This window comes from Pseudomonas sp. Choline-02u-1, assembly GCF_002836515.1.
Taxonomy (GTDB): domain Bacteria; phylum Pseudomonadota; class Gammaproteobacteria; order Pseudomonadales; family Pseudomonadaceae; genus Aquipseudomonas.
In genome coordinates, this window is the sequence record NZ_PJBC01000003.1 from 345,114 (window position 1) to 370,298 (window position 25,185).

Consider the following 25,185-nt stretch of genomic DNA (forward strand, 5'->3'; position numbering starts at 1 on the left):
TCTGGATTCTATGAGCCGCCCATTCAGACTTTGTGACAATTGTTGACGACGGTCGTGCCGCAGACCCGCTATGCCTAAGGAGGGGACTCTCAAGGACGGGCATATGCGCACAGGGATGATGGCGCTGGCAGTCGGTCTGCTGGCCCCGGTTTTTTTACCGGTCTTGCCGCCGGTCGGTTGGTTGCTGGTGCTACCGGTGGTGGCGCTGATGCTGCTGCCGTTTCGCAGCTATCCATTGGCGTTTTTGCTGTTTGGCTACACGTGGGCCTGTGTCGGCGCGCAGTGGGCCTTGAATGATCGTTTGCCGCCGAGCCTGGATGGTGAAACCCGCTGGCTTGAAGGGCGCGTGGTCGGCTTGCCACAGCACGACGCGGGCGTGGTGCGTTTCGAGTTGGCCGATGCCCACTCACGCCACGAAAAGTTGCCGTCGCTGCTGCGCCTGGCCTGGTATGCCGGGCCTGCGGTCAATAGCGGCGAACGCTGGCGTCTGGCGGTGAAGTTGAAACGCCCGACTGGTTTACTCAATCCGGACGCCTTCGATTACGAGGCGTGGCTGCTGGCGCAACGGATCGGTGCGACCGGCACGATCAAGGACGGTCAGCGTCTGGCTGAGGCGCGCAATGCATGGCGCGACGGGGTTCGTCAGCGCCTGCTGGCCGTGGATGCGCAAGGACGCGAGGGCGCGTTGGCGGCGCTGGTACTCGGTGATGGCTCTGGGCTCAGGCGCGAGGATTGGCAGGTACTGCAAGACACCGGCACCGTGCATTTGCTGGTGATTTCCGGCCAGCACATCGGTTTGCTGGCGGCGGTGATGTATATGCTGGTCGCCGGGTTGGCGCGTTTCGGAATCTGGCCGTTGCGCTGGCCATGGCTGCCGTGGGCGTGCGGTCTGGCCTTCGCGACGGCGCTGGGTTACGGCTTGCTCGCCGGCTTCGATGTGCCGGTGCAGCGCGCCTGCGTGATGGTGGCGCTAGTGCTGTTGTGGCGCCTGCGTTTTCGCCATCTCGGCGCGTGGTGGCCGTTGCTGCTGGCATTCAATGGCGTGATGCTGCTTGATCCGCTGGCCAGTTTGCGTCCCGGCTTCTGGCTGTCGTTCGCCGCAGTGGCGGTGTTGATCTTCACCTTCGGCGGGCGGCTGGGCGCTTGGCGTTGGTGGCAGACCTGGACTCGCGCGCAGTGGCTGATCGCAATCGGCTTGTGTCCGGTATTGCTGGCGCTGAGCTTGCCGATCAGCATCAGTGGGCCTGTAGCCAATCTGCTGGCAGTACCGTGGGTCAGCCTCGTGGTACTGCCGCCGGCCCTGCTCGGCACGCTGTTGCTGCCCGTGCCCCATGTTGGTGAAGGGCTGTTGTGGCTGGCCGGTGGTTTGATCGACTGGCTGTTCATCGCGCTGGCGCTGATTGCCGGGCAATGGCCAGCGTGGGTCCCTGCCGCGATCCCCTTCTGGGCGTTGGCCTTGGGCAGCCTCGGCGCATCATTATTGTTGTTGCCCCGTAGCGTGCCGCTGCGTCCGTTGGGCTGGCCGCTGATGTTGTTGTTGGTGTTACCGCCGCGAGAGCGAGTAGATGAAGGCCGGGCAGATATCTGGCAACTGGATGTCGGCCAAGGTCTGGCCATCCTCGTCCGCACTCGACATCACGCATTGCTCTATGACGCCGGCCCGCGCTTCGGCGATTTCGATATCGGCGAACGCGTGGTGTTGCCAGCGTTACGCAAACTCAATGTGCAAGCGCTCGACCTGATGCTGCTCAGCCATGCCGACGTCGATCACGCTGGCGGCGCACGGGCGATCATGCATGGAGTGAATGTGCACCGCATCGTCAGCGGCGATCCGCCGAACCTGCCGGCCGAGTTGAACGCCGAAGCTTGCGAAAGTGGCAAACAATGGCAGTGGGATGGCGTGCAGTTCCAGCTCTGGCAATGGTCGGCGGCCGATGACAGCAACCAGCGCTCCTGTGTCTTGCAAATCGAGGCCAACGGCGAACGCCTGCTGCTCACTGGCGACATCGACACCCACGCCGAGCGCGTCCTGCTCGACAGCCCACTTGCCGTACCGACGCAGTGGCTGCAATCACCCCACCACGGCAGTCGCAGCTCATCGTCGATGGCTCTGCTCAAAGCCTTGCAGCCAGAAGCGGTGCTGATCTCCCGCGGCCACGGCAATTCGTTCGGTCACCCGCATCCAACGGTATTGGCGCGCTACCGCAAGCAAGGCCTGCGCATTTACGACAGCGCCGAGCAGGGCGCCATCCATCTGCAACTGGGCAGCTTCAAAGCGCCGTGGACGATGCGTCACCAGCGGCGTTTCTGGCGTGATCCGCCGACGCCTGGCCGTTGATCGGTGCCAGCATGGTTGCCACCTCACGGTCGTCGGGGTGGCGGGTCTTAATCGCGGATCGGTATGGTAAAGTGGCGCACTTTTTCGAGGGGACTGTCACTGTGTGGGAATTGGTCAAATCCGGCGGCTGGATGATGTTGCCGATCATTCTGAGTTCCATCGCGGCCATGGCGATTGTCGCCGAGCGCCTGTGGACACTGCGCGCCAGTCGCGTTACCCCCGAGCATTTGCTGGGTCAGGTCTGGGTCTGGATCAAGGACAAGCAGCTCAACAAGGAAAAACTCAAGGAACTGCGCGCCAACTCGCCGCTGGGGGAAATCCTCGCCGCGGGCCTCGCCAACTCCAAGCATGGTCGCGAGATCATGAAGGAGTGCATCGAAGAGGCCGCCGCGCGCGTCATTCATGAACTCGAACGCTATATCAATGCCCTCGGCACCATTGCTGCCATGGCGCCGTTGCTCGGCCTGCTCGGCACCGTGCTGGGCATGATCGATATTTTCAGTGCCTTTACCGGTTCCGGCATGACCACCAACGCTTCGGTGCTGGCCGGCGGTATTTCCAAAGCCCTGATCACCACGGCTGCAGGCCTGATGGTCGGCATCCCGGCGGTGTTCTTCCACCGTTTCCTACAGCGTCGTATCGACGAGCTGGTGGTCGGCATGGAGCAGGAAGCGATCAAACTGGTGGAAGTGGTGCAGGGCGACCGTGATGTCGATCTGGCCGAGGGCAAAGCGTGAAATTCCGTCGCAAGCCCCGGGAAACCGTGGACATCAACCTCGCGTCGCTGATTGACGTGGTGTTCATCCTGCTGCTGTTTTTCGTGGTCACTACCACCTTCACTCGCGAAACCCAGCTGCGCGTGGATCTGCCGGAAGCGGTCAGCGGCTCGCCCGCCGAAGATCAGCAGGTCAAACAACTGGACGTCGCGATCAGTGCCGAAGGCGTGTTTTCGGTGAACAACAAGATTCTGCCGAAGAATGATCTGCCGACGCTGATGGAAGCCATGCAGAAAGAATCCAACGGCGACACCAACATGCCGTTGTCGATCAGTGCCGATGGCAAGGCCCAGCATCAATCGGTGATCACCGCCATGGACGCGGCCGGCAAGCTTGGTTTCAGCCATCTGCGCATGACCACGGTCGAGGCGGCGCCGAAATCCTGATGAGCCTGTCCGATCGCCTGCTCAACGCGTGGTATCAGGGGCACCCGGCCCTGACGCTGCTGCGGCCACTGGAAATGCTGTATCGCCGCGTGGTGATCAACAAGCGTCAGCGCTTTCTCGACGGCGAGGGTGAGATCTATCAGTCGCCCGTGCCGCTGATCGTGGTCGGCAATATTACGGTCGGTGGCACCGGCAAGACGCCGATGATTCTTTGGCTGATCGAGCATTGCCGACGCCGTGGACTGCGCGTCGGCGTGGTCAGTCGCGGTTACGGCGCCAAGCCGGCGCATCTGCCCTGGCGCGTCGAAGCCGAGCACAGCGCCGAGACTGCTGGTGACGAGCCGTTGCTGATCGTCCAGCGCACCGGTGTGCCGCTGATGATCGACCCTGATCGCAGCGCCGCCGTCAAAGCCTTGATCGCCAGTGAGCCGCTGGATCTGATTCTGTCTGACGATGGCATGCAGCACTATCGCCTCGCGCGAGACTTGGAGCTGGTGCTGATCGATGCGGCTCGGGGGCTGGGCAATCAGCGTTGTCTGCCGGCCGGGCCGTTGCGTGAGCCGGTCGAGCGCCTGCAGAGTGTTGACGGCGTGCTGTTTAACGGTGCCTTGGCTGATCGCGACGACGGTTTCGCCTTTCGCCTGCAACCCACGGCGCTGGTCAACCTGCGCAGCGGCGAGCATCAGCCGCTCGATCATTTTCCGCCCGGGCAAGCGCTGCATGCGGTGGCCGGCATCGGTAATCCGCAACGTTTCTTCAATACCCTCGAAGCGCTAGACTGGCGACCAGTCCCGCATGCATTTGCCGACCACGCCGAATACAGCGTACAGGCGTTGAATTTCACCCCGTCATTGCCGTTGGTAATGACCGAAAAGGATGCGGTGAAGTGCCGTGCCTTCGCTGCTGCCGACTGGTGGTATCTGGCGGTCGATGCCGTGCCGTCTCCGGCCTTTGTGGCCTGGTTCGACACGCAGCTGATGCGCCTGTTGCCGGATCGTCTGTTGCCTTAATTGTTTTTTCTTTCTGGGAATGTTCATGGATACCAAACTGCTCGACATCCTCGCCTGCCCCGTATGCAAAGGCCCGCTCAAGCTTAGCGCCGACAAGACCGAACTGATCAGCAAGGGCGCCGGCCTGGCTTACCCCATCCGCGACGGCATCCCGGTGATGCTGGAAAGCGAAGCGCGCACCCTGACCACCGACGAGCGTCTGGATAAATGACCGCAGCCTTCACTGTTGTCATCCCGTCGCGTTTCGCCTCGACCCGTTTGCCGGGCAAGCCGTTGCTGGATATTGCCGGCAAGCCGATGATCCAGCATGTCTGGGAACAGGCGAGCAAAAGCAGCGCGACCCGCGTCGTCGTTGCCACTGATGACGCGCGCATTTTCGAAGCGTGCAAAAGCTTTGGCGCCGAAGTGGTGCTGACCCGTGAAGATCACAACTCCGGCACCGATCGTCTGGCCGAAGTGGCAGCGGAACTGGGCCTTGAACCTGATGCGATCGTGGTCAATGTCCAGGGCGATGAGCCGCTGATTCCGCCGAGCGTGATCGATCAGGTCGCCGCCAATCTCGCCGCCCACACCGAGGCGCGCATGGCCACGCTGGCCGAGCCGATCGAGGATGTGGAAACGCTGTTCAACCCTAACGTGGTCAAGGTCGCCAGTGACATCAACGGCCTCGCGCTGACTTTCAGTCGCGCCACCTTGCCGTGGGCTCGCGATGCGTTTGCCAAAAGCCGCGAGCAACTGCCGGAAGGCGTGCCCTATCGCCGTCACATCGGCATTTACGCCTACCGCGCCGGGTTCCTCCACGACTTTGTGAGCTGGGGCCCATGCTGGCTGGAAAACACCGAATCCCTTGAGCAACTGCGTGCCTTGTGGCACGGCGTGCGCATTCATGTCGCCGATGCACTGATCGCGCCGCCGACCGGCGTCGACACTGCAGAAGACCTGGAGCGGGTTCGTCGCCTGCTGGGGGCCTGATGCGCGTTCTGTTTGTGTGCCTGGGCAACATCTGCCGCTCGCCCACCGCCGAAGGTGTGTTACGCCACAAGTTGCGTGACGCGGGATTGGCGGATGTAGTGGAGGTGGCCTCCGCCGGCACCGGTGACTGGCACGTCGGCAACCCGCCCGACAAGCGTAGCCAGGCTGCGGCGAAACTGCGCGGTTATGACCTGTCGACGCAGCGCGCGCAGCAGGTCAGTCGGGCCGATTTCGCCAGCTATGACCTGATCCTCGCCATGGACAACAGCAACCTGCGCAACCTCAAGGCCCTGCAACCGTCTACTGGCAGGGCCGAGCTGGACCTGTTCCTGCGTCGTTATGCCGGGCTGGTCGATGAAGTGCCGGACCCGTATTACGACGGTGATCAGGGTTTCGAACAGGTGCTTGATCTGATCGAAGTGGCCTGCGACCAGTTGGTGATCGAAGTGAAGGGGCGGTTATGAGTCTGCAGGTCCAACCGCAGGCATCACTAAAGGCCTTCAACACGTTCGGCGTCGATGTGCGCGCGCAACTGTTCACTGAAGCCCACAGCGATGACGATGTCCGCGAAGCGCTGGCCTATGCCGCGTCCCATAACGTGCCGTTGCTGGTGATCGGCGGCGGCAGCAACTTGCTGCTGACGGCGGATATTCCGGCGCTGGTGTTGCGCATGGCCACCCGTGGCATTCGCCTGCTCAGCGATGATGGCAGTCAAGTGGTTGTCGAGGCAGAAGCGGGCGAGCCCTGGCACCCGTTCGTCCAGCACACGCTGGCCCTGGGTTTGGCCGGGCTGGAAAACCTCAGCCTGATCCCTGGCACTGTTGGCGCCGCGCCGATGCAGAACATCGGTGCCTATGGCGTCGAGATCAAGGACGTGTTTGCCGGCCTGACCGCGCTGGATCGCGAGAGCGGCGAGCTACGGGATTTCAGCCTGGAAGAATGCAATTTCGGCTACCGCGACAGCTTGTTCAAGCAGCAGCCGGGACGTTGGCTGATTCTGCGGGTGCGTTTCAGACTGGATCGCGCGGCGCACCTGCATCTGGAATACGGCCCGGTGCGTCAGCGCTTGAGCGAGCAGGGGGTCGAGCAGCCGACGCCCACCGACGTCAGCCGCGCCATCTGCAGCATCCGCAGTGAAAAACTGCCGGACCCGGCGGTGCTCGGCAACGCCGGCAGCTTCTTCAAGAATCCGCTGGTGTCTGCCGCTGTGGTCGCGCGGATCAAAGCGCAGCACCCGGATCTGGTGGCTTACCTGCAAGCGGACGGGCAGATGAAACTGGCCGCTGGCTGGCTGATCGAACGCGCCGGCTGGAAGGGTTTCCGCGACGGCGATGCCGGCGTGCACAAGTTGCAGGCGCTGGTGCTGGTCAACTACGGCACGGCCACCGGCCTGGAACTGCTCGACCTGGCGCAACGTATCCAGAAAGACATCGCCGAGCGCTTCCAGGTCGAACTGGAAATGGAGCCTAATCGGTATTGAGGCTACGCTTGCCTGAGGCCATCAAAAGCCCTGCACTGATGAAAAAGTGCAGGGCTTTTTTGTTAATGCTGGGTTAACTTAGCGAGCTAACGATACCATCCATTTGCTCCACCCAAAGGCCCGCTGCAGACGTCTCCGTCGGCGCAAGAGAGCCTGATTAGCCTGAGTCGATCTGCGCGAACCCACCGCTGATTTTCCGGCGGCAGATTGCTCGACCCCATAACCACTAAAAAATATGCGGGCGTGCCCATGATTACCCTGAAACTCAACGGTCAAGACCACTCCCTCGATGTCACCGAAGACATGCCGCTGTTGTGGGCGATTCGTGACGTCGCCGGTTACAACGGCACCAAATTCGGTTGCGGCATGGGCCTGTGCGGCGCCTGCACCATCCATATCGACGGTCTGCCGGCACGCAGTTGCATCACGCCGGTCGGCTCGGTGATCGGCCAGAACGTCACCACCATCGATAACCTTCACGCCGACCCGGTGGGCAAGGTCGTGCAGCAAGCGTGGCTCGACACCGCAGTCGCTCAATGCGGTTATTGCCAAGGCGGGCAGATCATGTCGGCAACGGCATTGCTGAAAACCAACCCGAACCCAAGCGATGAGCAGATCGAAGAAGCCATGGTTGGCAACATCTGCCGCTGTGGCACGTATAACCGGATCAAAACCGCAATCCGCCAGGCCTCCACTCACCTGAAGGAGGTGAAGGCATGAGCCACGTCCCGAATGATTTCGCCCTGAGCAATCTCAGCCGCCGTGGCTTTCTCAAAGGCGTCGGCGCCACCAGTGCGCTGGTCCTCGCGGCGAGCTGGGGCTGGCAGGATGCGCTGGCCGATGACGCGCCGAAGAAGTTCGGCGCGGATGGCATGCCCAATGGATGGATTGACGACCCCAAGGTTTACGTGAGCATTGCTGCCGATGGCAGCGTCACCGTGGTGTGCAATCGCTCGGAAATGGGCCAGGGCGTGCGCACCAGCCTGAGCATGGTGGTTGCCGACGAACTCGAGGCCGACTGGGCGCTGGTTAAAGTCCAGCAGGCGCCGGGTGATGAAGTGCGCTTCGGCAACCAGGATACCGACGGCTCGCGCAGCATGCGTCACTGGTACGAGCCGATGCGTCGTTGCGGTGCGGCGGCGCGAACCATGCTTGAGCAAGCTGCCGCCGCCCAGTGGAAAGTGCCGGTCGGCGAATGCCATGCGCAACTGCACAAGGTCATTCACAAACCCTCCGGCCGCGAACTGGGCTACGGCGAACTCGCCGCTGCGGCCAGTGCGCTGGCGGTGCCGGCGCGTGACAGCCTGCGTCTCAAGCAGCCGTCGGAATTTCGCTACATCGGCAAGGAAGGCACCAGGGCCATCGACGGTGCCGATATCGTCAATGGCCGCGCAGTGTACGGCGCCGACGTGCATTTTGACGGCATGCTCTACGCCACCATCGCCCGCCCGGCGGTGTATGGCGGCAAGGTCAAAAGCCTCGATGACAGTGCCGCGCTGAAAGTCCCTGGCGTGTTAAAAGTCATGCAGATCGAAGGCCGACCGTTGCCCTCGGAATTTCAGCCGCTGGGTGGCGTCGCAGTCGTGGCGAGCAATACGTGGGCGGCGATCAAAGGTCGCGAGGCACTGAAGATCGAGTGGGACGATGGCCCGAATGCCAGTTATGACTCGATTGCCTATCGCAAGGAGCTTGAAGCCGCGTCGCTGACAACCGGCAAAGTGGTGCGCAATACCGGTGACATCGACAAGGCCTTGAGCGGCGCTGCCAGTACCCTTCAAGCTTCGTATTACCTGCCGCACTTGGCCCAGGCGCCGATGGAACCGATGGTTGCCATTGCCCGGTACAAGGACGGCGTGTGCGAAGCCTGGGCGCCGAGTCAGGCACCGCAGGTCACCCGTGAGCGCATCGCCGAGCGCCTGGGCGTACCGTTCGAAAAGGTCACCTTCAACGTAACGCTGCTGGGCGGTGGCTTCGGGCGCAAGTCCAAACCGGACTTCGTCGTCGAAGCGGCGATTCTCGCCAAGGAGTTTCCGGGTAAGTCTGTGCGTGTGCAGTGGACGCGCGAAGACGACATCCACAATTCGTATTTCCACACCGTCTCGGCGGAATATCTGAAGGCCGGCATCGACAAGAATGGCATGCCGTCCGGGTGGCTGCATCGCACCGTGGCACCGAGCATCACCGCGCTGTTTGCGCCGGACATGAACCATGAAGCGGCGTTCGAGCTGGGCATGGGCTTTACCAACATGGCTTACGCGATTCCCAACGTGCGCCTGGAAAACCCCGAAGCCAAGGTGCACACGCGGGTCGGCTGGTATCGCTCGGTGTCGAACATTCCCCACGGTTTCGCCATTCAGAGCTTCGTCGATGAACTGGCGCACAAGGCCGGTGAAGATCCGCTCAAGTACCAGATCAAATTGCTCGGCCCGGATCGGCAGATCGATCCACGCACCTTGAGCGAGGAGTGGAATTACGGCGAATCGCCCGAGCGTTATCCGATCGACACCGGACGCATGCGCACGGTGCTGGAAACTGCCGCCAAGGCTGCCGGTTGGGGGCGCAAACTGCCCAAGGGCCGCGGCCTCGGTCTGGCGGTGCATTACAGCTTCGTCACCTATGTGGCGGCAGCGATCGAAGTCGAGGTCAAGGACGACGGTTCCCTGATCGTGCACAAGGCCGACATCGCGGTGGACTGCGGGCCGCAGATCAACCCTGAGCGCATCCGTTCGCAGTTCGAAGGCGCGTGCGTCATGGGCTTGGGCAACGCCGTGCTTGGCGAAATCAGCTTCAAGGACGGCAAGGTCCAGCAGGATAACTTCCATATGTACGAGGTCGCGCGCATGTCGCTGGCGCCCAAGGAGGTTGCGGTGCACTTGGTCACGCCGCCGGGTGACGTGCCGTTGGGTGGCGTGGGCGAGCCTGGTGTGCCGCCGATTGCGCCGGCGCTGTGCAATGCGATCTTCGCCGCGACCGGCAAACGCATTCGCAATCTGCCGGTGCGTTATCAGCTGCAAGGCTGGCAGAAGGCGGAGGCGTGAATGGACAGCGTCGATCTCAACGTTCTGCGTAGCGTGCTTGAATGGCGCCGCGCCGGACAGCGGGTGGTGCTGTTCAGCGTCGTGCAGACATGGGGCACGGCGCCGCGCTCGCCCGGCGCCATGCTCGCCTTGCGCGAAGATGGCGTGGTGATCGGTTCGGTGTCGGGCGGCTGTGTCGAAGATGACCTGATCGCGCGACTGCACGACGGTCGCATCGCCACCGACGGCCCGCCGGTGCAGATGATTACCTACGGCGTGACCCGTGAGGAGGCCGCGCGTTTCGGCCTGCCTTGCGGCGGCACGTTGCGCCTGACCGAGGAGCATGTCGGCGACCCGGCGTGGGTGGCCGAGCTGCTGCAGCGTTGCGAAAACCATGAAATCGTGGCCCGGGAACTGAACATCCAGACCGGCGACGTGTCGCTGGCTCCGGCAACCAAGTCCGATTCGCTGGTATTCGACGGCAAGGTTTTGCGAGCGATTTACGGCCCGCGCTGGCGCTTGTTACTGATCGGCGCCGGGCAGTTGTCGCGCTACGTTGCCGACATGGCGCGGCTGCTGGATTTCGAGGTGCTGATCTGCGATCCACGCACCGAGTTCGTTTACGGCTGGGAAGAGCAGCATGGCCGCTTCGTTCCCGGCATGCCGGACGAGGCGGTGTTGAACATTCAGACCGACGAGCGTACGGCGATTGTTGCCTTGACTCACGATCCACGTCTGGATGACATGGCTTTGCTCACCGCGCTCGACTCGCCGGCGTTTTACGTCGGCGCGCTGGGCTCGCGGGTCAACAGCCAAAAGCGACGGGAAAACCTCGCTCAGCTAGGTTTGTCCCAAGCGTCGATTGATCGCTTGCACGGGCCGATCGGCCTGCACATCGGCAGCCACTCGCCGGCAGAGATCGCCTTGTCGCTGCTGGCGGAAATTGTTGCGATCAAGAACGGTGTGGAGCTCAAACAGAAGAAACCGCTGGAGGGCGCATGAGCCAATCCATCGCAGTGATCGTGCTGGCGGCGGGCGAGGGCAATCGTTTTCGCCAGATCGCCGGCCCCGACAAGGACAAATTGCTCGCTGACTGCACCGGACGTGACGGCGCAGTGCGTTCGGTCATCGAGCAGGTCCTGGTGAACCTGCCGGCCAGTCTCAACCAGCGCGTACTGGTTACGACCGAAGCGCGCCCGCAGGCAATGCGCATGGCTCAGGCTTACGGCTGCGACGTGGTGTCGATCGAATCGACCGGCATGGGCGACAGCATTGCCGCAGGTGTTGCCGCTTGCCCGGACGCTGATGGCTGGTTGATTGTGCTCGGCGATATGCCGTTTATCTTGCCTTCGAGTATCGAGCGAGTGCTCGCGGCGATGGCTGATGAGGCGGTGAGCGTGCCGGTGCTGAACGGCGAATTTGGCCATCCGGTAGGGTTTGGCCGTGGGTTCGGCGCGCAGTTGCAGGCCCTGATCGGCGATCGCGGGGCGCGGCCGTTGTTTGCGCAGGCTCGGGTGGTTGAAGTGGCGGTGGATGATCCCGGGGTGTTGTGGGATGTCGATGTGCCAGAGGCTTTGGTTTTCAAATAACAGCAAAAGATCCTCCGAACGCGGCCCGAGCCTTCGGACGATCTTTTGATCTGATAAACAGGCAATAAAAAGCCCCGCCAGGCTTTCACCGGGCGGGGCTTTTTAACAGCTTCAGGAATTACACGAGTGGTTTAGGCTCGTGCTCTTTCTCCTGGGCTTCTTCGCGCTGCTCGACCGCGTCCTGAACGGAGCGGGGCGCTTCGGCGATTACCGCTTCGACCGATGCTTCTTCAGCGACAGGGGCAGGGGCTGCCTCGACCACTTCAGTTGCAGCGGCTGGCGCCGAAGCGGCAGCCAGTTCGGCTTCCTTCTGCAGGCGCTCGGCTTCACGCTTGCGACGGCGCACTTCACGCGGATCGTTTGGCGCGCGGCCGTTTGGCGTCAGGGCGCTGACCGGAGCCGGTGCTTCAACCACCGGGGCTGGCGCTTCGACTGCAGCTGGCGCTTCCTCAACCTGAGCTTCAGCAACCGGTGCTTCAACCACTGGCGCCGGTGCCGGTTCGGCCGCTGCAACAACTGGCTCGGAGACCATGGCTGGCGGTACTTCGGCTTCAGCGACTGGCGCCGGAGCTTCGGTGACGGCCGGCTCGGCAACCCAGTTGAACGCAGTCTGCTCTTCGCGAACTTCGCGCACGGTTTTGGTCACGTCTTCAGTGACGGTATCAACCGCTGGCTCGGCTGCAACAACGGGCGCTTCAACGACAGCTTGCGCAGCCGCTTCAACCTGAGGCTGAGCTTCGCTGACCGGGGCCATTTCGATTTCCGGTGCAGCAGTCACTTCCACTGGGGAGGTGGCTTCGACAGCCGGCGCTTCAACTGGAACAGTTTCCAAAGTAGCGGCGGTGGCGCGTTCAGCCTGCTCGTGGGCCTCGGCTTCAGCCGGAGCGCTAATGGTGCTGCTGGCAACGGCGGCGGTAACGGCCAGGCCAGCGGCCAGATCGGCATTGCTTGGCTCGCCAGCGTTTTCGGCGGACTCGGATTCTTCCGAACCTTCGATCACGTTGCCGTTGGCATCACGTTGACGCTCGCGACGGTTGCTGCGACGACGCTGACCACGGGAGCGACGACGTGGACGATCGCCTTCGGCGTTGTCCTGACCGTCTTCCGGCAGTTGCTCTTCGTTATTGGTGTTCACTTCGTCTTCGGCAACGGCAGCAGCGGCCTGTTCGGCACGCGGTTGACGCTCTTCACGCGGCGGACGTGGAGCGCGCTCTTCGCGTGGCTGACGAGCCGGACGCTCTTCAGCGGTTACGGCTGCTGCGGCTACGGCTGGCACGGCGTCCAGCGGTTCGCGCAGTTCACGCACGCGTTCTTCACGCTCGCCACGCGGCTTGCGATCTTCACGCGGTGCGCGCGGTGCACGTTCTTCGCGGGGGGCACGTGGTGCGCGCTCTTCGCGGGCCACCGGTGCTTCGCTGCGCGCTTCACGCGGCTCACGGGCTTCACGTGGCTGACGCTCTTCACGTGGCTCGCGAGGTGCGCGTTCTTCACGTGGAGCACGTTCTTCGCGCGGCTTGCGTTCTTCATCGCGGCGACCGTTACGGTTGCGGCTCTGTTGACGACCGTTGCGGCGCTCTTCGTTACGGGCCGGACGCTCGGTGGCAGCCGGTTTCGCAACGACAACCGGTGCGGCTGGCTCTTCCTTGGTGGCGAACAGGCTCACCAGCGACTTCACCAGACCCTTGAACAGGCTTGGCTCAGGTGCGGCAACCGGTGCCGGAGCAGGCGCGGCAGGTGCAACATCAGTCGGCACCGGCGCGTTGGCACGGGCCGGCGCAGTCTTCACTGCAGCTTCCTGGCGAACCAGGGTGCGGGTCGCAGCGGCTGGCTGGACTTCTTCGACTTCGGCAGCGGCTGCAGCGATTTCGTAGCTGGACTGGTTGGTCGCAGCTTCCGGGCTGTCATCACGCAGACGCTGGACTTCGAAGTGCGGCGTCTCGAGATGATCGTTCGGCAGAATGACGATGCGGGCACGGGTGCGCAGTTCGATCTTGGTGATCGAGTTGCGTTTTTCGTTGAGCAGGAACGCGGCGACCGGGATCGGCACTTGTGCGCGAACTTCGGCGGTGCGGTCCTTCAGAGCTTCTTCTTCGATCAGGCGCAGGATTGCCAGCGACAGCGATTCAACGTCACGGATGATGCCGGTGCCGTTGCAACGCGGGCAGACGATGCCGCTGCTTTCGCCGAGCGATGGACGCAGGCGTTGGCGGGACATTTCCAGCAGGCCGAAGCGCGAAATGCGACCGATCTGCACGCGTGCACGGTCGGCTTCCAGGCATTCGCGGACTTTCTCTTCCACGGCGCGCTGGTTCTTGGCCGGAGTCATGTCGATGAAGTCGATGACGATCAGGCCGCCGATGTCGCGCAGGCGCAACTGACGGGCGATTTCTTCGGCGGCTTCAAGGTTGGTCTGCAGGGCGGTTTCTTCGATGTCGCTGCCTTTGGTGGCGCGCGCCGAGTTGATGTCGATGGACACCAGGGCTTCGGTCGGATCGATGACGATGGAGCCGCCGGAAGGCAGTTCGACGACGCGCTGGAATGCGGTCTCGATTTGGCTTTCGATCTGGAAACGGTTGAACAGCGGCACGCTGTCTTCGTACAGCTTGATCTTGCTGGCGTACTGCGGCATCACCTGGCGGATGAAGGTCAGGGCTTCGTCCTGGGCTTCAACGCTGTCGATCAGCACTTCGCCGATGTCCTGGCGCAGGTAATCGCGGATGGCGCGGATGATCACGTTGCTTTCCTGGTAGATCAGGAATGGCGCGGAGCGATCCAGCGAGGCTTCTTTGATGGCGGTCCACAGTTGCAGCAGGTAATCGAGGTCCCACTGCATTTCTTCGCTGCTGCGGCCAAGGCCGGCAGTGCGCACGATCAGGCCCATGTCGGCTGGAGCAACCAGACCGTTCAGCGCTTCACGCAGTTCGTTGCGCTCTTCGCCTTCGATGCGACGGGAGATGCCGCCGGCACGCGGGTTGTTCGGCATCAGTACGAGGTAACGACCGGCCAGACTGATGAAGGTGGTCAGGGCGGCGCCCTTGTTGCCACGCTCTTCTTTTTCGACCTGAACGATGACTTCCTGGCCTTCGCTCAGGACGTCCTTGATGTTGACGCGGCCTTCAGGGGCTTTCTTGAAGTATTCGCGGGAGATTTCTTTGAGGGGCAGGAAGCCGTGGCGCTCGGAGCCGAAATCGACAAAGGCAGCCTCAAGGCTTGGTTCGATGCGAGTGATGCGGCCTTTATAGATGTTGGCCTTCTTCTGCTCGCGTGCACCGGATTCGATGTCCAGGTCGTAGAGGCGCTGGCCATCTACCAGTGCAACACGCAACTCTTCGGGTTGAGTTGCGTTAATCAGCATTCTTTTCATGTAGTACCGTCGGTTTCCGGGCTGCCGGAAACGGCGTTCGGCACACACGACTTCTCACGGTCGGTGTCAGGTGCGTCGGGAGTGGTTGGCCATTCCCGTGTCCAGCGATGTCCGACCAATTGGGCCGATACCGCGACGTACGCGTCCTGCTTGCTGTGGCTACTTAAGCACTCAGTCAGGAGGAGGAATCAAACAGCGGCTGTGGACGAGATGAAGCGTCTTGATCAAAGCTTGTTGCTACACAGTCCGGCGGTTGTGCATCTCCACCCTACACGTATCCCTGATAATTCGGGTGCTGCCGCGCGCAGAATCCGCAGCGGGTTGGCATTTACCGTGAGCTCCGAAAGGGGAGGTCACGCATCATGGCTAATTCAGGCGATGTTTCCGGAACATTCGCTCGGGGTCATTCGCAGTCGACTGCACTTTGTGAACTGGCCTTGAATGTTGCCTGCCGTGCGAGTCAGAACTCTGCTCGGCGGTGTAATTCAGGCCTCATGTCACCTGCGCTCGTTACAACCGCAAACTCCACCGTTACGTAGCGAAAGCCCCGTAGGACGGCCTCGCGCCCTGGTGAATTGCGTTGGTCAGGGCCGGTCGTTGACCGTGGTTCCGCTGTCCAGGCCGCTTTTGGCGGCGTTCGCGACTATAGCAGCAATGATTAAGTGCTTCAATTCCATAAAAATTGTTATCATCCGCGGCATGACAACTACTGCCCCTTCGACTCCAGGCGTTCAATTGCTTGAAGTCTCGCCGGAGTATGCCGGCCAACGAATCGACAACTTTCTCCTCGCCCGGCTCAAAGGCGTGCCCAAGACCTTGATTTACCGCATTTTGCGCAAAGGCGAAGTGCGCGTGAACAAGGGGCGGATCAAGCCCGAATACAAGCTGCAGGCCGGCGACATCGTGCGCGTGCCGCCGGTTCGCGTGCCTGAACGCGACGAACCGGTGCCGCTGGCCCAGGGGCTGTTGCAGCGCCTGGAAGCTTCGATCGTCTTCGAAGACAAGGCCCTGATCGTGATCAACAAGCCTGCCGGCATTGCGGTTCACGGCGGAAGCGGGCTGAATTTTGGTGTGATCGAAGCTTTTCGTCAGTTGCGTCCCGATGCCAAGGAGCTGGAGCTGGTTCACCGTCTCGACCGTGACACCTCCGGCCTGCTCATGATTGCCAAGAAGCGCAGCATGTTGCGCCACCTGCACGAGCAACTGCGCGGCGATGGCGTCGACAAGCGCTACATGGCGCTGGTCCGTGGCAACTGGGCTACGTCGATCAAGCAGGTTCGTGCACCGTTGCTCAAGAGCAATCTGCGTTCCGGCGAGCGCATGGTCGAGGTCAACGATGAAGGCAAAGAAGCCCTGACGATGTTCAAGGTGCTGCGCCGCTTCGGCGATTTCGCCACCATGGTCGAGGCTAAACCGGTTACCGGTCGTACCCACCAGATTCGCGTGCACACCTTGCATGCTGGCCATTGCATTGCGGGTGACAGCAAGTATGGCGACGAGGATTTCACCAGGGAAATCCGCGATTTGGGCGGCAAGCGTCTGTTCCTGCACGCCTACATGCTGACCGTGCCGCTGCCCGACGGCGGCAAGCTGAATTTGCAAGCGCCCGTCGATGAAATGTGGGCCAAAACAGTGGAGCGATTGAGTGCGCCCATCTGATTACAAGCTGCTGATTTTCGACTGGGACGGCACCCTCGCCGATTCCATTCATCGGATCGTCGAGGCCATGCACTCGGCGTCCGGGCGTTCCGGCTTCGAGCTGCGCGATGATTTCGCCGTCAAAGGCATCATCGGTCTCGGCTTGCCGGAAGCGATTCGCACGCTGTATCCCGAAATCAGCGACGCAGAAATGCTCGCGTTTCGCGAGTACTACGCCGATCACTACATTGCTGCCGAAGCGGTGCCTTCGCCGCTGTTCGAAGGCGTGGTCGAGTCGATGGCGTCGTTTCGCGAACAGGGTTATCACCTGGCGGTAGCGACGGGCAAAAACCGTCGCGGACTGGATCGTGTGCTCAAAGCCAACGGTTGGGACGATTATTTCGATATCACCCGCGCTGCCGATGAAACTGCCAGCAAACCGCACCCTCTGATGCTTGAGCAGATCGTCAGCCACTGTGGCGTGCGTCCGGAGCAGGCGCTGATGGTCGGCGACTCGTCCTTCGATCTGCTGATGGCGCGCAACGCGGGGATGGATTCGGTGGCGGTCAGTTATGGCGCGCAATCGATCGAGTCCCTGCAGCAGTTCGAGCCGCGCCTGTCGATCGACCGTTTTTCTGAATTGCATGCCTGGCTGGGTCAGCGGGCTTAATACGTTTTTGCTGGGGTAGATGGCATGACCGACGAATGGAAAGCACCGGCCAAGGCAAGTGCCGACGACGGTGACGCGAAAAGCTGGAAGCTGTTGGAAAAGACTTTGCTGGCCGGTGTCCAGGAGCAGCGTCGGTCGCGGCGTTGGGGGATTTTCTTCAAGCTGCTGACGTTTGTTTATCTGTTTGTTGCTCTGCTGTTGTTCACGCCGCTGATGGACATGGAAAAAAGCGCCACCCGCGGTCCGAACTACACGGCGTTGATCGAGATCGACGGCGTGATCGCCGACAAGGAGCCGGCCAGCGCTGACAATATCGTTGGCAGCCTGCGCGCGGCGTTCGAAGACAAAAAGGTCAAGGGCGTAGTCCTGCGCATCAACAGTCCGGGCGGCAGTCCGGTGCAGTCCGGTTATGTCTATGACGAGATCAAGCGTCTGCGTGGCCTGCATCCAGAGATCAAGCTCTACGCAGTGATTTCCGATCTTGGTGCTTCGGGCGCCTATTACATCGCCAGTGCGGCGGATCAAATTTACGCCGACAAGGCCAGTCTGGTCGGCTCGATCGGCGTGACGGCGGCGGGTTACGGTTTCGTCGGCACCATGGAGAAACTCGGCGTTGAGCGTCGCACCTACACCTCGGGCGAGCACAAGGCATTCCTGGATCCGTTCCAGCCGCAAAAGGCTGAAGAAACCGCATTCTGGCAAAGCGTGCTCGACACCACGCACAAGCAGTTCATCAACAGCGTCAAGCAGGGTCGTGGTGATCGCCTGAAGGACAAAGAGCATCCGGAGCTGTTTTCCGGGCTGGTCTGGTCGGGTGAGCAGGCATTGCCGCTGGGCCTGATCGATGGCCTGGGCAGTGCCAGTTCGGTAGCGCGTGATGTGATTGGCGAGAAGGAGCTGGTGGATTTCACCGTGCAGGAATCGCCGTTCGATCGCTTTTCGAAAAAGCTCGGTGCCAGCGTGGCTGAGCAGTTGGCGATGTGGATGGGTTTCCACGGGCCTTCGTTGCGTTAAATCGTTTCAAGCTCAAAAGATCGCAGTCTGCGACAGCTCTTGCATGGATCGGTGCAGGACTGCCGAAGGCTGCGATCTTTTGCTTTCAAGGGATTTGCACGCCTTCGACCAACAACATGTCGATCAGGCGAATCAGCGGCAGGCCAATCAGGCTGGTGGCATCCGGGCCTTCGGTCGATTGAAACAGGCTCACGCCCAATCCCTCTGCCTTGAAGCTGCCCGCGCAGTCGTACGGCTGCTCGATGCGCAGATAGCGTTCGATGCGCGCCTGATCCAGCTGACGCATGTGCACGGTAAACGGCACGCAGTCGACCTGGCATTGCCCGGTCTGGCTGTTGAGCAGGGTCAGGCCGGTTAGGAATGTCACGCTTGCGCCGCTGGCCGCCACCAATTGCTCGCGAGCCTTTTCGAAGGTGTGTGGCTTGCCAATGATTTGCTCGCCGAGGACGGCGACCTGATCCGAGCCAATGATCAGATGAGCAGGGTGGCTGTCCGTCAGGGCGCGGGCTTTTTCCTCGGCGAGGCGTTTGACCAGATCGATCGCGGATTCGCCCGGGCGGTGGCTTTCGTCGATGTCCGGCGAGCTGCAGACGAACGGCAGGTGCAGGCGGGCGAGCAATTCACGACGATAAGTCGAGCTTGAAGCAAGTAATAAAGGCAGCATGGACGTCTCCTGAGGCAGGTGCGGATTCTAGCGGAGGCGCGCAAGTGACGGACAGGGCACAATTTCCTTTGACATGGGTGGGTGCATCCCTATAATGCTGCGCCTATGTTGAATGACCCGATTCCACCTCACGTTGACCCGCGCAAATTGGCTGACCGTGGCACCACCCTTCAAGGTGAACTGCTGCTGGCCGATTTGAAGAGACTCTGCGACCCGCTTTCCGACGATGTCGGTACGGTGCAGGCCAAATTCGTTTTTGAACGAGATGAACGTAAGTCTGTGGTGATCCACAGCTTTATCGACACCGAAGTCAAAATGGTCTGCCAGCGTTGTCTTGAGCTGGTCACCCTGCCGATCCACAGCGAATGCAGTTACGCCGTGGTGAAGGAGGGTGCGAATACCCAGTCGTTGCCGAAAGGTTATGACGTGCTGGAACTGGGCGAAGATCCATTGGATCTGCAGTCACTGATCGAGGAGGAGCTTCTGCTCGCCTTGCCCATTGTGCCTGCTCATCATCCGGAAGAATGCCAGCAGCCGGCGGGAGCAGATGAGCCCGAACCGAGCGAGGACGAGGTAACGCGGTCCAACCCGTTCAGTGTATTGGCGCAGTTAAAGCGTGACCCAAACGTTTAGGAGTTAATCAATTATGGCTGTTCAGCAGAACAAAAAATCCCGCTCTGCCCGTGACATGCGCCGTTCGCACGACGCTCTCGAGGCTAGCACCCTGTCTGTAGAAAAAACCACCGGTGAAGTTCACCTGCGTCACCACGTATCGCCAGAAGGCGTATACCGTGGCCGTAAAGTGATCGACAAGGGCGCTGACGAGTAATCACTTGTCCGCTCAAGTCATCGCGATTGACGCAATGGGCGGGGACTTCGGTCCCCGCAGCATTGTTCAGGCCAGCCTCGCTTGCCTGTCTGCTACGCCCTCGCTGCACCTGACCCTCGTCGGTCAACCCTCCCTTCTTGAAGAACTGATCAACGGCCAATCGGCTGCCGATCGCGCGCGCCTGACGATTGTGCCGGCCAGCGAAGTCATCACCATGGATGAAAAACCTGCCCAGGCCCTGCGTGGCAAGCCGGATTCGTCGATGCGTGTTGCCCTTGAGTTGCTTCGCGATGGCAAGGTGCAAGCCTGTGTCAGTGCTGGCAATACCGGCGCGTTAATGGCGTTGTCGCGATTCGTGCTCAAGACATTGCCAGGCATTGATCGTCCGGCGATGGTTGCGGCGATTCCGACGCAGACCGGTTATTGCCAGTTGCTCGATCTTGGCGCCAACGTCGATTGCAGCGCCGAGCACCTGCTGCAGTTCGCGGTGATGGGTTCGGTGGCCGCGCAGACCCTGGGCATCGTCCGTCCGCGTGTGGCGTTGCTGAACATCGGCACCGAAGACATCAAGGGCAATCAGCAGGTCAAATTGGCAGCGACGCTGCTGCAGGCTGCACGCGGGATCAATTACGTCGGCTTCATCGAAGGCGACGGCTTGTATCGCGGTGAGGCGGATGTGGTGGTGTGTGACGGCTTCGTCGGCAACATTCTGCTGAAGTCCAGCGAAGGCCTTGCGACGATGATTGCGGCGCGCATCGAAGCCTTGTTCAAGAAAAACATGGCTTCTCGCGCGGTCGGCGCCTTGGCGCTGCCGTTGATGAAGCGTCTGCAGGCCGATCTGGCTCCGGCGCGACATAATGGCGCAAGCTTTCTCGGCCTGCAGGGCATCGTTGTGAAGAGTCACGGATCGGCCGGGGTTCAAGGCTTTCAGAGTGCGATTCAGCGGGCGCTGATCGAGATTCAGGAGAACCTGCCCGAGCGTCTTCACGGTCGCCTGGAGGATCTGTTGTCTTAGGCGTTTTCGTCGGACAATGCTTAAATGTGACCGCCCGGTTCAAAGGGCCATCCAAACTGTCAGTTTCTGGCGTCCCAACGGGGCGTTATTTTCCGACGACAAGATCATTAGGGGCTTGTTACATGTCTGCTTCCCTCGCATTCGTCTTTCCAGGACAGGGTTCGCAGTCCCTCGGCATGCTGGCCGAGCTGGGCGCGCAACATCCGCTGATCCTCGAAACCTTTCAAGAAGCCTCTGCTGCACTGGGCTACGACCTGTGGGCACTGACCCAGCAGGGCCCGGAAGAGCTGCTCAACCAAACCGACAAAACCCAACCGGCCATTCTGACCGCCTCGATCGCCCTGTGGCGTCTGTGGCTGGCCGAAGGTGGTGCGCGTCCGGCATTCGTTGCCGGCCACAGCCTTGGCGAATACAGCGCGCTGGTTGCTGCCGGCAGCCTGACCCTTGCTGATGCGGTCAAGCTCGTCGAGCGCCGTGGTCAGTTGATGCAGGAAGCGGTTCCGGCCGGGCAGGGCGGCATGGCCGCGATCCTCGGTCTGGAAGATGCCGACGTGCTGGCTGCCTGCGCCGAAGCGGCGCAAGGCGAAGTCGTCAGCGCGGTGAATTTCAACTCGCCGGGCCAAGTCGTGGTTGCCGGTGCCAAGGCAGCCGTCGAGCGCGCCATTGAGGGCTGCAAGGCCCGTGGCGCCAAGCGCGCCATGCCATTGCCGGTAAGCGTGCCTTCGCACTGCGAGCTGATGCGTCCGGCTGCCGAGCGTTTCGCCGAATCCATTGCTGCCATCGACTGGCAGGCTCCGCAGATCCCGGTGGTGCAGAACGTCAGCGCGCAAGTGCCGGCCGATCTGGAAACCCTCAAGCGCGATCTGCTCGAACAGCTCTATAAGCCAGTGCGCTGGGTTGAATCGGTGCAGACGTTGGCCGCCAAGGGCGCCACGAATCTGGTCGAATGCGGCCCAGGCAAAGTCCTTGCTGGCCTGAACAAGCGTTGCGCCGAAGGCGTTTCGACTTCCAATCTCAATACCCCAGACGCCTTCGCTGCCGCTCGCGCAGCGCAGGCCTGAATCAGGAGAAACTTGCATGAGTCTGCAAGGTAAAGTTGCACTGGTTACCGGTGCAAGCCGCGGTATCGGCCAGGCCATCGCACTGGAACTGGGTCGTCAGGGCGCCATCGTTGTTGGCACCGCGACCTCCGCGTCGGGCGCTGAGCGCATTGCCGCGACCCTGAAGGAAAACGGTATCCAGGGTGCCGGTTTCGAACTCAATGTCACCAGCGACGAATCGGTCAGCGCCGTGTTGGCAGCCATTCAGGAACAGTTCGGTGCGCCGGTGGCGATTCTGGTCAATAATGCCGGTATCACCCGCGATAACCTGATGATGCGCATGAAAGACGACGAGTGGTACGACGTGATCGATACCAATCTGAACAGTCTGTATCGCCTGTCCAAGGGCGTTCTGCGCGGCATGACCAAGGCTCGTTGGGGGCGAATTATCAGTATTGGCTCGGTGGTGGGTGCCATGGGCAACGCCGGCCAAGTAAACTATGCAGCCGCCAAGGCCGGTCTGGAAGGTTTCAGCCGGGCGATGGCGCGTGAAGTCGGTTCGCGTTCTATTACGGTCAACTCGGTAACCCCAGGGTTTATCGACACCGATATGACCCGCGAGCTGCCTGAAGCACAGCGTGAAGCCTTGCAGACGCAGATTCCGCTGGGCCGTCTGGGACAAGCTCAAGAGATTGCGTCCGTGGTCGCTTTTCTTGCATCCGACGGTGCGGCATACGTTACCGGGGCTACAATCCCGGTGAACGGCGGGATGTACATGTAAGTAAAATGTGACGGATTGCTTCAAAAAAATGTCATACGAGCTGTCTAAAATCCGTTATAAAGCTGCAATCTATTTATAGGCAGAGGGTCGCAGGGTTTGAGGAGTGAAGCTTTCAGTTGAAAAGCTGAAAAGTCTTTCTATACACTTACCCACTGGCCAGCTGCCTGAATTTGTCCATTAGGAGTGAAAACAAGGTATGAGCACCATCGAAGAGCGCGTCAAGAAAATCGTTGCCGAGCAACTGGGTGTTAAGGAAGAAGAAGTGGTCAACACCGCTTCCTTCGTAGAAGACCTGGGTGCCGACTCCCTTGACACCGTTGAGCTGGTGATGGCTCTGGAAGAGGAATTCGAGACCGAAATCCCTGACGAAGAAGCTGAAAAGATCACTACTGTACAAGCTGCAATCGACTACGTTACCAGCCATCAGGCGTAATAGTTTGTAATCGTTGCTTGCTGTCATGGAAAAACCGCACTGCCATCATGGCGTGCGGTTTTTTCTTTAGGCCTGATGCAAAGTCGTCATTTGAAAAGGAGAGTGCTGTGTCGCGTAGACGCGTCGTAGTCACCGGTATGGGTATGTTGTCGCCACTGGGCACGGATGTGCCGAGCAGTTGGCAGGGCATTCTGGCTGGCCGCAGTGGCATTGGTCTGATCGAACACACCGACCTTTCTGCCTATTCGACCCGCTTTGGCGGTTCGGTCAAAGGTTTCAATGTCGAGGAATACCTGTCGGTCAAGGAAGCGCGCAAGCTCGACCTGTTCATTCAGTACGGTCTGGCCGCAGGCTTTCAAGCCGTGCGCAACGCCGGTCTGGAAGTCACCGATGCCAACCGTGAACGCATTGGCGTGGCCATGGGTTCGGGCATTGGCGGTCTGACCAACATCGAGGAAACCAGCCGCACCCTGCACGAGACAGGTCCGCGACGGATCTCTCCGTTCTTTGTGCCTGGCTCGATCATCAATATGATTTCCGGCTTCCTGTCGATCCATCTGGGGGCACAGGGACCCAACTACGCCATTGCCACCGCGTGCACCACCGGTACGCACTGCATCGGCATGGCAGCGCGCAACATCATGTACGACGAAGCCGACGTGATGATTGCCGGCGGCGCCGAAATGGCCGCTTGCGGTCTGGGCATGGGCGGCTTCGGCGCCTCCCGTGCGCTGTCGACCCGCAACGACGAGCCGACCCGCGCCAGCCGTCCCTGGGACAAGGGCCGTGACGGCTTTGTCCTGTCCGATGGTGCCGGCGCGCTGGTTCTCGAAGAACTCGAACACGCCAAGGCCCGCGGCGCGACGATCTACGCCGAATTGATCGGTTTCGGTACCAGTGGCGATGCGTTCCACATGACCTCGCCACCCGCCGACGGCGCCGGTGCCGCGCGCTGCATCACCAATGCCCTGCGCGATGCGAAGATCAATGTCGACCAAGTGCAGTACATCAACGCCCACGGCACCTCGACACCGGCCGGCGACCTTGCAGAAGCCAATGCGATCAAGACGGTATTCGGCGATCACGCTTACAAGCTGGCGGTCAGCTCGACCAAGTCGATGACCGGCCATCTGCTGGGCGCAGCGGGCGCAGTCGAGGCGATCTTCAGCGTTCTGGCGATCAACAGCCAGGTGGCACCGCCGACCATCAACTTGGATGAGCCGGACGAAGGCTGCGATCTCGATTTCGTCGCACACACGGCGCGCAACATGGACATTGATGTCGTGCTGTCCAACTCGTTCGGTTTCGGCGGCACCAACGGCACCCTGGCGTTCCGCCGGTTCGCAGGCTGATGGACAGCTGGGTCGACGGTCAACCGGCTGACGCTTTGTCGCTGAAAGATCGCGGCCTGGCTTACGGCGATGGTCTGTTCGAGACCATGGCTGTGCACGGTGGTCGGCCGGTCCTGCTGGATCGGCACCTGACGCGTCTGGCCGATGGCTGCGCGCGTCTGGCCATCGCGACTGATCTCGAGCTTGTTCGCCATGAGCTGCTCAGCTATGCGGCAGCGATGGAGGAGGGTGTGCTCAAGCTCATCCTCACTCGCGGCGACGGCTTGCGCGGTTATGCGTCCGATCCTGCGGCGCAGGGCCGACGCATTCTGCAAGGCAATCCGCCGGCGGTTTATCCCGCTGGCCACGCCGAGCACGGCATCCGCCTGTTTCCCTGCAACACGCGCTTATCCACGCAGCCGTTGCTGGCCGGGCTCAAACATCTTAATCGGCTGGAACAGGTGCTCGCCCGTGCCGAATGGCAGGATGGCCAGCATGCCGAAGGCTTGATGCTCGATCAGGCGGGGCGCGTTGTCGAAGGTGTGTTCAGCAATATTTTCCTGGTGCGCGACGGTGCTCTGATCACCCCGGACTTGAAGCGCTGCGGCGTCGCTGGTGTGATGCGCGCTGAAATATTGTTTCAGGCCGATTCACTGGCCATCCCCACGCAAATCGCCGATATCCCCCTCGAACAGCTGCAATGGGCTGATGAAGTGTTTGTCTGCAACAGCGTTTATGGCGTCTGGCCGGTACGCGCCTGCGCTGCACTGAGCTGGCCGGTTGGCCCGCTCACCCGTAAACTGCAAACCCTTGCCCGCGCGCTACTGGATGCTTGATT

General features: G+C 61.2%; 25 protein-coding genes. 23 read left to right on the forward strand and 2 right to left on the reverse strand.

The window, feature by feature from the left end:
* The first annotated feature begins 103 nt into the window (after nt 1-103).
* The 12 genes from CXF97_RS03675 (at nt 104) to CXF97_RS03730 (ending at nt 11,568) form a co-directional block, all read left to right on the forward strand.
* Nucleotides 104-2,338, forward strand: a complete 2,235-nt coding sequence (locus CXF97_RS03675) for a DNA internalization-related competence protein ComEC/Rec2 (RefSeq protein WP_101156169.1) — start codon at nt 104-106, stop codon at nt 2,336-2,338.
* Between the two features lie 101 nt (nt 2,339-2,439).
* Nucleotides 2,440-3,075 carry a MotA/TolQ/ExbB proton channel family protein gene (locus CXF97_RS03680; RefSeq protein ID WP_016771007.1) on the forward strand — a complete coding sequence of 212 codons (636 nt, stop codon included), beginning with the start codon at nt 2,440-2,442 and terminating at the stop codon, nt 3,073-3,075.
* Nucleotides 3,072-3,500: a biopolymer transporter ExbD gene (locus CXF97_RS03685; protein WP_041479458.1), complete on the forward strand. Its 429-nt coding sequence runs from the start codon at nt 3,072-3,074 to the stop codon at nt 3,498-3,500. Before CXF97_RS03680 ends, CXF97_RS03685 begins: the two co-directional genes overlap by 4 nt.
* Nucleotides 3,500-4,510, forward strand: coding sequence for a tetraacyldisaccharide 4'-kinase (gene lpxK / locus CXF97_RS03690; protein ID WP_101156171.1), 1,011 nt, complete (start codon nt 3,500-3,502; stop codon nt 4,508-4,510). Before CXF97_RS03685 ends, lpxK begins: the two co-directional genes overlap by 1 nt.
* 25 nt (nt 4,511-4,535) lie before the next feature.
* Nucleotides 4,536-4,721 carry a Trm112 family protein gene (locus tag CXF97_RS03695; RefSeq protein WP_003179363.1) on the forward strand — a complete coding sequence of 62 codons (186 nt, stop codon included), beginning with the start codon at nt 4,536-4,538 and terminating at the stop codon, nt 4,719-4,721.
* Complete coding sequence (kdsB, locus tag CXF97_RS03700; RefSeq protein ID WP_101156174.1) at nt 4,718-5,482, forward strand: 3-deoxy-manno-octulosonate cytidylyltransferase; 765 nt, start codon at nt 4,718-4,720, stop codon at nt 5,480-5,482. The genes CXF97_RS03695 and kdsB overlap by 4 nt, the downstream gene beginning before the upstream one ends.
* Complete coding sequence (locus CXF97_RS03705; protein ID WP_101156176.1) at nt 5,482-5,946, forward strand: low molecular weight protein-tyrosine-phosphatase; 465 nt, start codon at nt 5,482-5,484, stop codon at nt 5,944-5,946. Before kdsB ends, CXF97_RS03705 begins: the two co-directional genes overlap by 1 nt.
* A complete protein-coding gene (gene murB, locus CXF97_RS03710) occupies nt 5,943-6,962 on the forward strand; it encodes a UDP-N-acetylmuramate dehydrogenase (RefSeq protein WP_101156179.1) in 1,020 nt (339 codons plus the stop codon). Before CXF97_RS03705 ends, murB begins: the two co-directional genes overlap by 4 nt.
* Before the next feature lie 249 nt (nt 6,963-7,211).
* Nucleotides 7,212-7,682, forward strand: coding sequence for a (2Fe-2S)-binding protein (locus tag CXF97_RS03715; protein WP_101156182.1), 471 nt, complete (start codon nt 7,212-7,214; stop codon nt 7,680-7,682).
* Complete coding sequence (locus CXF97_RS03720; protein ID WP_101156185.1) at nt 7,679-10,000, forward strand: xanthine dehydrogenase family protein molybdopterin-binding subunit; 2,322 nt, start codon at nt 7,679-7,681, stop codon at nt 9,998-10,000. Before CXF97_RS03715 ends, CXF97_RS03720 begins: the two co-directional genes overlap by 4 nt.
* A complete protein-coding gene (locus CXF97_RS03725) occupies nt 10,001-10,981 on the forward strand; it encodes an XdhC family protein (protein ID WP_101156188.1) in 981 nt (326 codons plus the stop codon).
* Nucleotides 10,978-11,568, forward strand: a complete 591-nt coding sequence (locus CXF97_RS03730; RefSeq protein ID WP_101156191.1) for a nucleotidyltransferase family protein — start codon at nt 10,978-10,980, stop codon at nt 11,566-11,568. The genes CXF97_RS03725 and CXF97_RS03730 overlap by 4 nt, the downstream gene beginning before the upstream one ends.
* 118 nt (nt 11,569-11,686) lie before the next feature.
* On the opposite strand, the gene rne is transcribed toward CXF97_RS03730, so the two are convergent.
* A complete protein-coding gene (gene rne / locus CXF97_RS03735) occupies nt 11,687-14,932 on the reverse strand; it encodes a ribonuclease E (RefSeq protein WP_101156193.1) in 3,246 nt (1,081 codons plus the stop codon).
* 699 nt (nt 14,933-15,631) lie between these two features.
* On the opposite strand from rne, the gene rluC reads away from it, so the two are divergent.
* The 3 genes from rluC to sppA are packed head-to-tail and all read left to right on the forward strand — an operon-like array spanning nt 15,632 to nt 18,254.
* Entirely contained in the window at nt 15,632-16,591 is a 960-nt protein-coding gene (rluC, locus tag CXF97_RS03745; RefSeq protein WP_101156196.1) for a 23S rRNA pseudouridine(955/2504/2580) synthase RluC, read from the forward strand.
* Nucleotides 16,578-17,240 (forward strand): HAD-IA family hydrolase, encoded by a 663-nt coding sequence (locus CXF97_RS03750; RefSeq protein ID WP_101156199.1) that lies wholly within the window; start codon nt 16,578-16,580, stop codon nt 17,238-17,240. Before rluC ends, CXF97_RS03750 begins: the two co-directional genes overlap by 14 nt.
* Nucleotides 17,241-17,264: 24 nt before the next feature.
* Nucleotides 17,265-18,254, forward strand: coding sequence for a signal peptide peptidase SppA (gene sppA / locus CXF97_RS03755; protein WP_101156201.1), 990 nt, complete (start codon nt 17,265-17,267; stop codon nt 18,252-18,254).
* A gap of 85 nt (nt 18,255-18,339) precedes the next feature.
* Here the strand turns inward: sppA and CXF97_RS03760 are convergent, their stop codons facing one another.
* Complete coding sequence (locus CXF97_RS03760; protein ID WP_101156204.1) at nt 18,340-18,918, reverse strand: nucleoside triphosphate pyrophosphatase; 579 nt, start codon at nt 18,916-18,918, stop codon at nt 18,340-18,342.
* A 105-nt stretch (nt 18,919-19,023) separates the two neighbouring features.
* On the opposite strand from CXF97_RS03760, the gene CXF97_RS03765 reads away from it, so the two are divergent.
* The 8 genes from CXF97_RS03765 (at nt 19,024) to pabC (ending at nt 25,183) form a co-directional block, all read left to right on the forward strand.
* Complete coding sequence (locus tag CXF97_RS03765) at nt 19,024-19,551, forward strand: YceD family protein (protein WP_003204262.1); 528 nt, start codon at nt 19,024-19,026, stop codon at nt 19,549-19,551.
* A 13-nt stretch (nt 19,552-19,564) separates the two neighbouring features.
* The gene (gene rpmF / locus CXF97_RS03770; protein ID WP_003179396.1) at nt 19,565-19,747 is read left to right on the forward strand and encodes a 50S ribosomal protein L32; all 183 of its coding nucleotides are present in this window, start codon (nt 19,565-19,567) and stop codon (nt 19,745-19,747) included.
* Between the two features lie 4 nt (nt 19,748-19,751).
* Nucleotides 19,752-20,762, forward strand: a complete 1,011-nt coding sequence (plsX, locus tag CXF97_RS03775) for a phosphate acyltransferase PlsX (protein WP_101156207.1) — start codon at nt 19,752-19,754, stop codon at nt 20,760-20,762.
* Between the two features lie 122 nt (nt 20,763-20,884).
* Nucleotides 20,885-21,823, forward strand: a complete 939-nt coding sequence (gene fabD / locus CXF97_RS03780) for an ACP S-malonyltransferase (RefSeq protein WP_101156226.1) — start codon at nt 20,885-20,887, stop codon at nt 21,821-21,823.
* Nucleotides 21,824-21,839: 16 nt separating this feature from the next.
* On the forward strand, nt 21,840-22,583 hold the full coding sequence (gene fabG / locus CXF97_RS03785; protein WP_101156229.1) for a 3-oxoacyl-ACP reductase FabG: 744 nt from the start codon (nt 21,840-21,842) through the stop codon (nt 22,581-22,583).
* 196 nt (nt 22,584-22,779) lie between these two features.
* On the forward strand, nt 22,780-23,016 hold the full coding sequence (acpP, locus tag CXF97_RS03790; RefSeq protein ID WP_003175607.1) for an acyl carrier protein: 237 nt from the start codon (nt 22,780-22,782) through the stop codon (nt 23,014-23,016).
* A gap of 107 nt (nt 23,017-23,123) precedes the next feature.
* Nucleotides 23,124-24,368 (forward strand): beta-ketoacyl-ACP synthase II, encoded by a 1,245-nt coding sequence (fabF, locus tag CXF97_RS03795; RefSeq protein WP_101156232.1) that lies wholly within the window; start codon nt 23,124-23,126, stop codon nt 24,366-24,368.
* On the forward strand, nt 24,368-25,183 hold the full coding sequence (pabC, locus tag CXF97_RS03800; protein WP_101156235.1) for an aminodeoxychorismate lyase: 816 nt from the start codon (nt 24,368-24,370) through the stop codon (nt 25,181-25,183). The genes fabF and pabC overlap by 1 nt, the downstream gene beginning before the upstream one ends.
* Nucleotides 25,184-25,185 lie beyond the last annotated feature (2 nt).

Bases quoted from the DNA above. Each gene is read 5' to 3' on its own strand.
- CXF97_RS03675 (WP_101156169.1), top strand. From the start codon at position 104: ATGCGCACAGGGATGATGGCGCTGGCAGTCGGTCTGCTGGCCCCGGTT.
- lpxK (WP_101156171.1), top strand. From the start codon at position 3,500: ATGAGCCTGTCCGATCGCCTGCTCAACGCGTGGTATCAGGGGCACCCG.
- CXF97_RS03695 (WP_003179363.1), top strand. From the start codon at position 4,536: ATGGATACCAAACTGCTCGACATCCTCGCCTGCCCCGTATGCAAAGGC.
- kdsB (WP_101156174.1), top strand. From the start codon at position 4,718: ATGACCGCAGCCTTCACTGTTGTCATCCCGTCGCGTTTCGCCTCGACC.
- CXF97_RS03705 (WP_101156176.1), top strand. From the start codon at position 5,482: ATGCGCGTTCTGTTTGTGTGCCTGGGCAACATCTGCCGCTCGCCCACC.
- murB (WP_101156179.1), top strand. From the start codon at position 5,943: ATGAGTCTGCAGGTCCAACCGCAGGCATCACTAAAGGCCTTCAACACG.
- CXF97_RS03715 (WP_101156182.1), top strand. From the start codon at position 7,212: ATGATTACCCTGAAACTCAACGGTCAAGACCACTCCCTCGATGTCACC.
- CXF97_RS03720 (WP_101156185.1), top strand. From the start codon at position 7,679: ATGAGCCACGTCCCGAATGATTTCGCCCTGAGCAATCTCAGCCGCCGT.
- CXF97_RS03725 (WP_101156188.1), top strand. From the start codon at position 10,001: ATGGACAGCGTCGATCTCAACGTTCTGCGTAGCGTGCTTGAATGGCGC.
- CXF97_RS03730 (WP_101156191.1), top strand. From the start codon at position 10,978: ATGAGCCAATCCATCGCAGTGATCGTGCTGGCGGCGGGCGAGGGCAAT.
- rne (WP_101156193.1), bottom strand. From the start codon at position 14,932: ATGAAAAGAATGCTGATTAACGCAACTCAACCCGAAGAGTTGCGTGTT.
- rluC (WP_101156196.1), top strand. From the start codon at position 15,632: ATGACAACTACTGCCCCTTCGACTCCAGGCGTTCAATTGCTTGAAGTC.
- sppA (WP_101156201.1), top strand. From the start codon at position 17,265: ATGACCGACGAATGGAAAGCACCGGCCAAGGCAAGTGCCGACGACGGT.
- CXF97_RS03760 (WP_101156204.1), bottom strand. From the start codon at position 18,918: ATGCTGCCTTTATTACTTGCTTCAAGCTCGACTTATCGTCGTGAATTG.
- CXF97_RS03765 (WP_003204262.1), top strand. From the start codon at position 19,024: ATGTTGAATGACCCGATTCCACCTCACGTTGACCCGCGCAAATTGGCT.
- rpmF (WP_003179396.1), top strand. From the start codon at position 19,565: ATGGCTGTTCAGCAGAACAAAAAATCCCGCTCTGCCCGTGACATGCGC.
- fabD (WP_101156226.1), top strand. From the start codon at position 20,885: ATGTCTGCTTCCCTCGCATTCGTCTTTCCAGGACAGGGTTCGCAGTCC.
- fabG (WP_101156229.1), top strand. From the start codon at position 21,840: ATGAGTCTGCAAGGTAAAGTTGCACTGGTTACCGGTGCAAGCCGCGGT.
- acpP (WP_003175607.1), top strand. From the start codon at position 22,780: ATGAGCACCATCGAAGAGCGCGTCAAGAAAATCGTTGCCGAGCAACTG.
- pabC (WP_101156235.1), top strand. From the start codon at position 24,368: ATGGACAGCTGGGTCGACGGTCAACCGGCTGACGCTTTGTCGCTGAAA.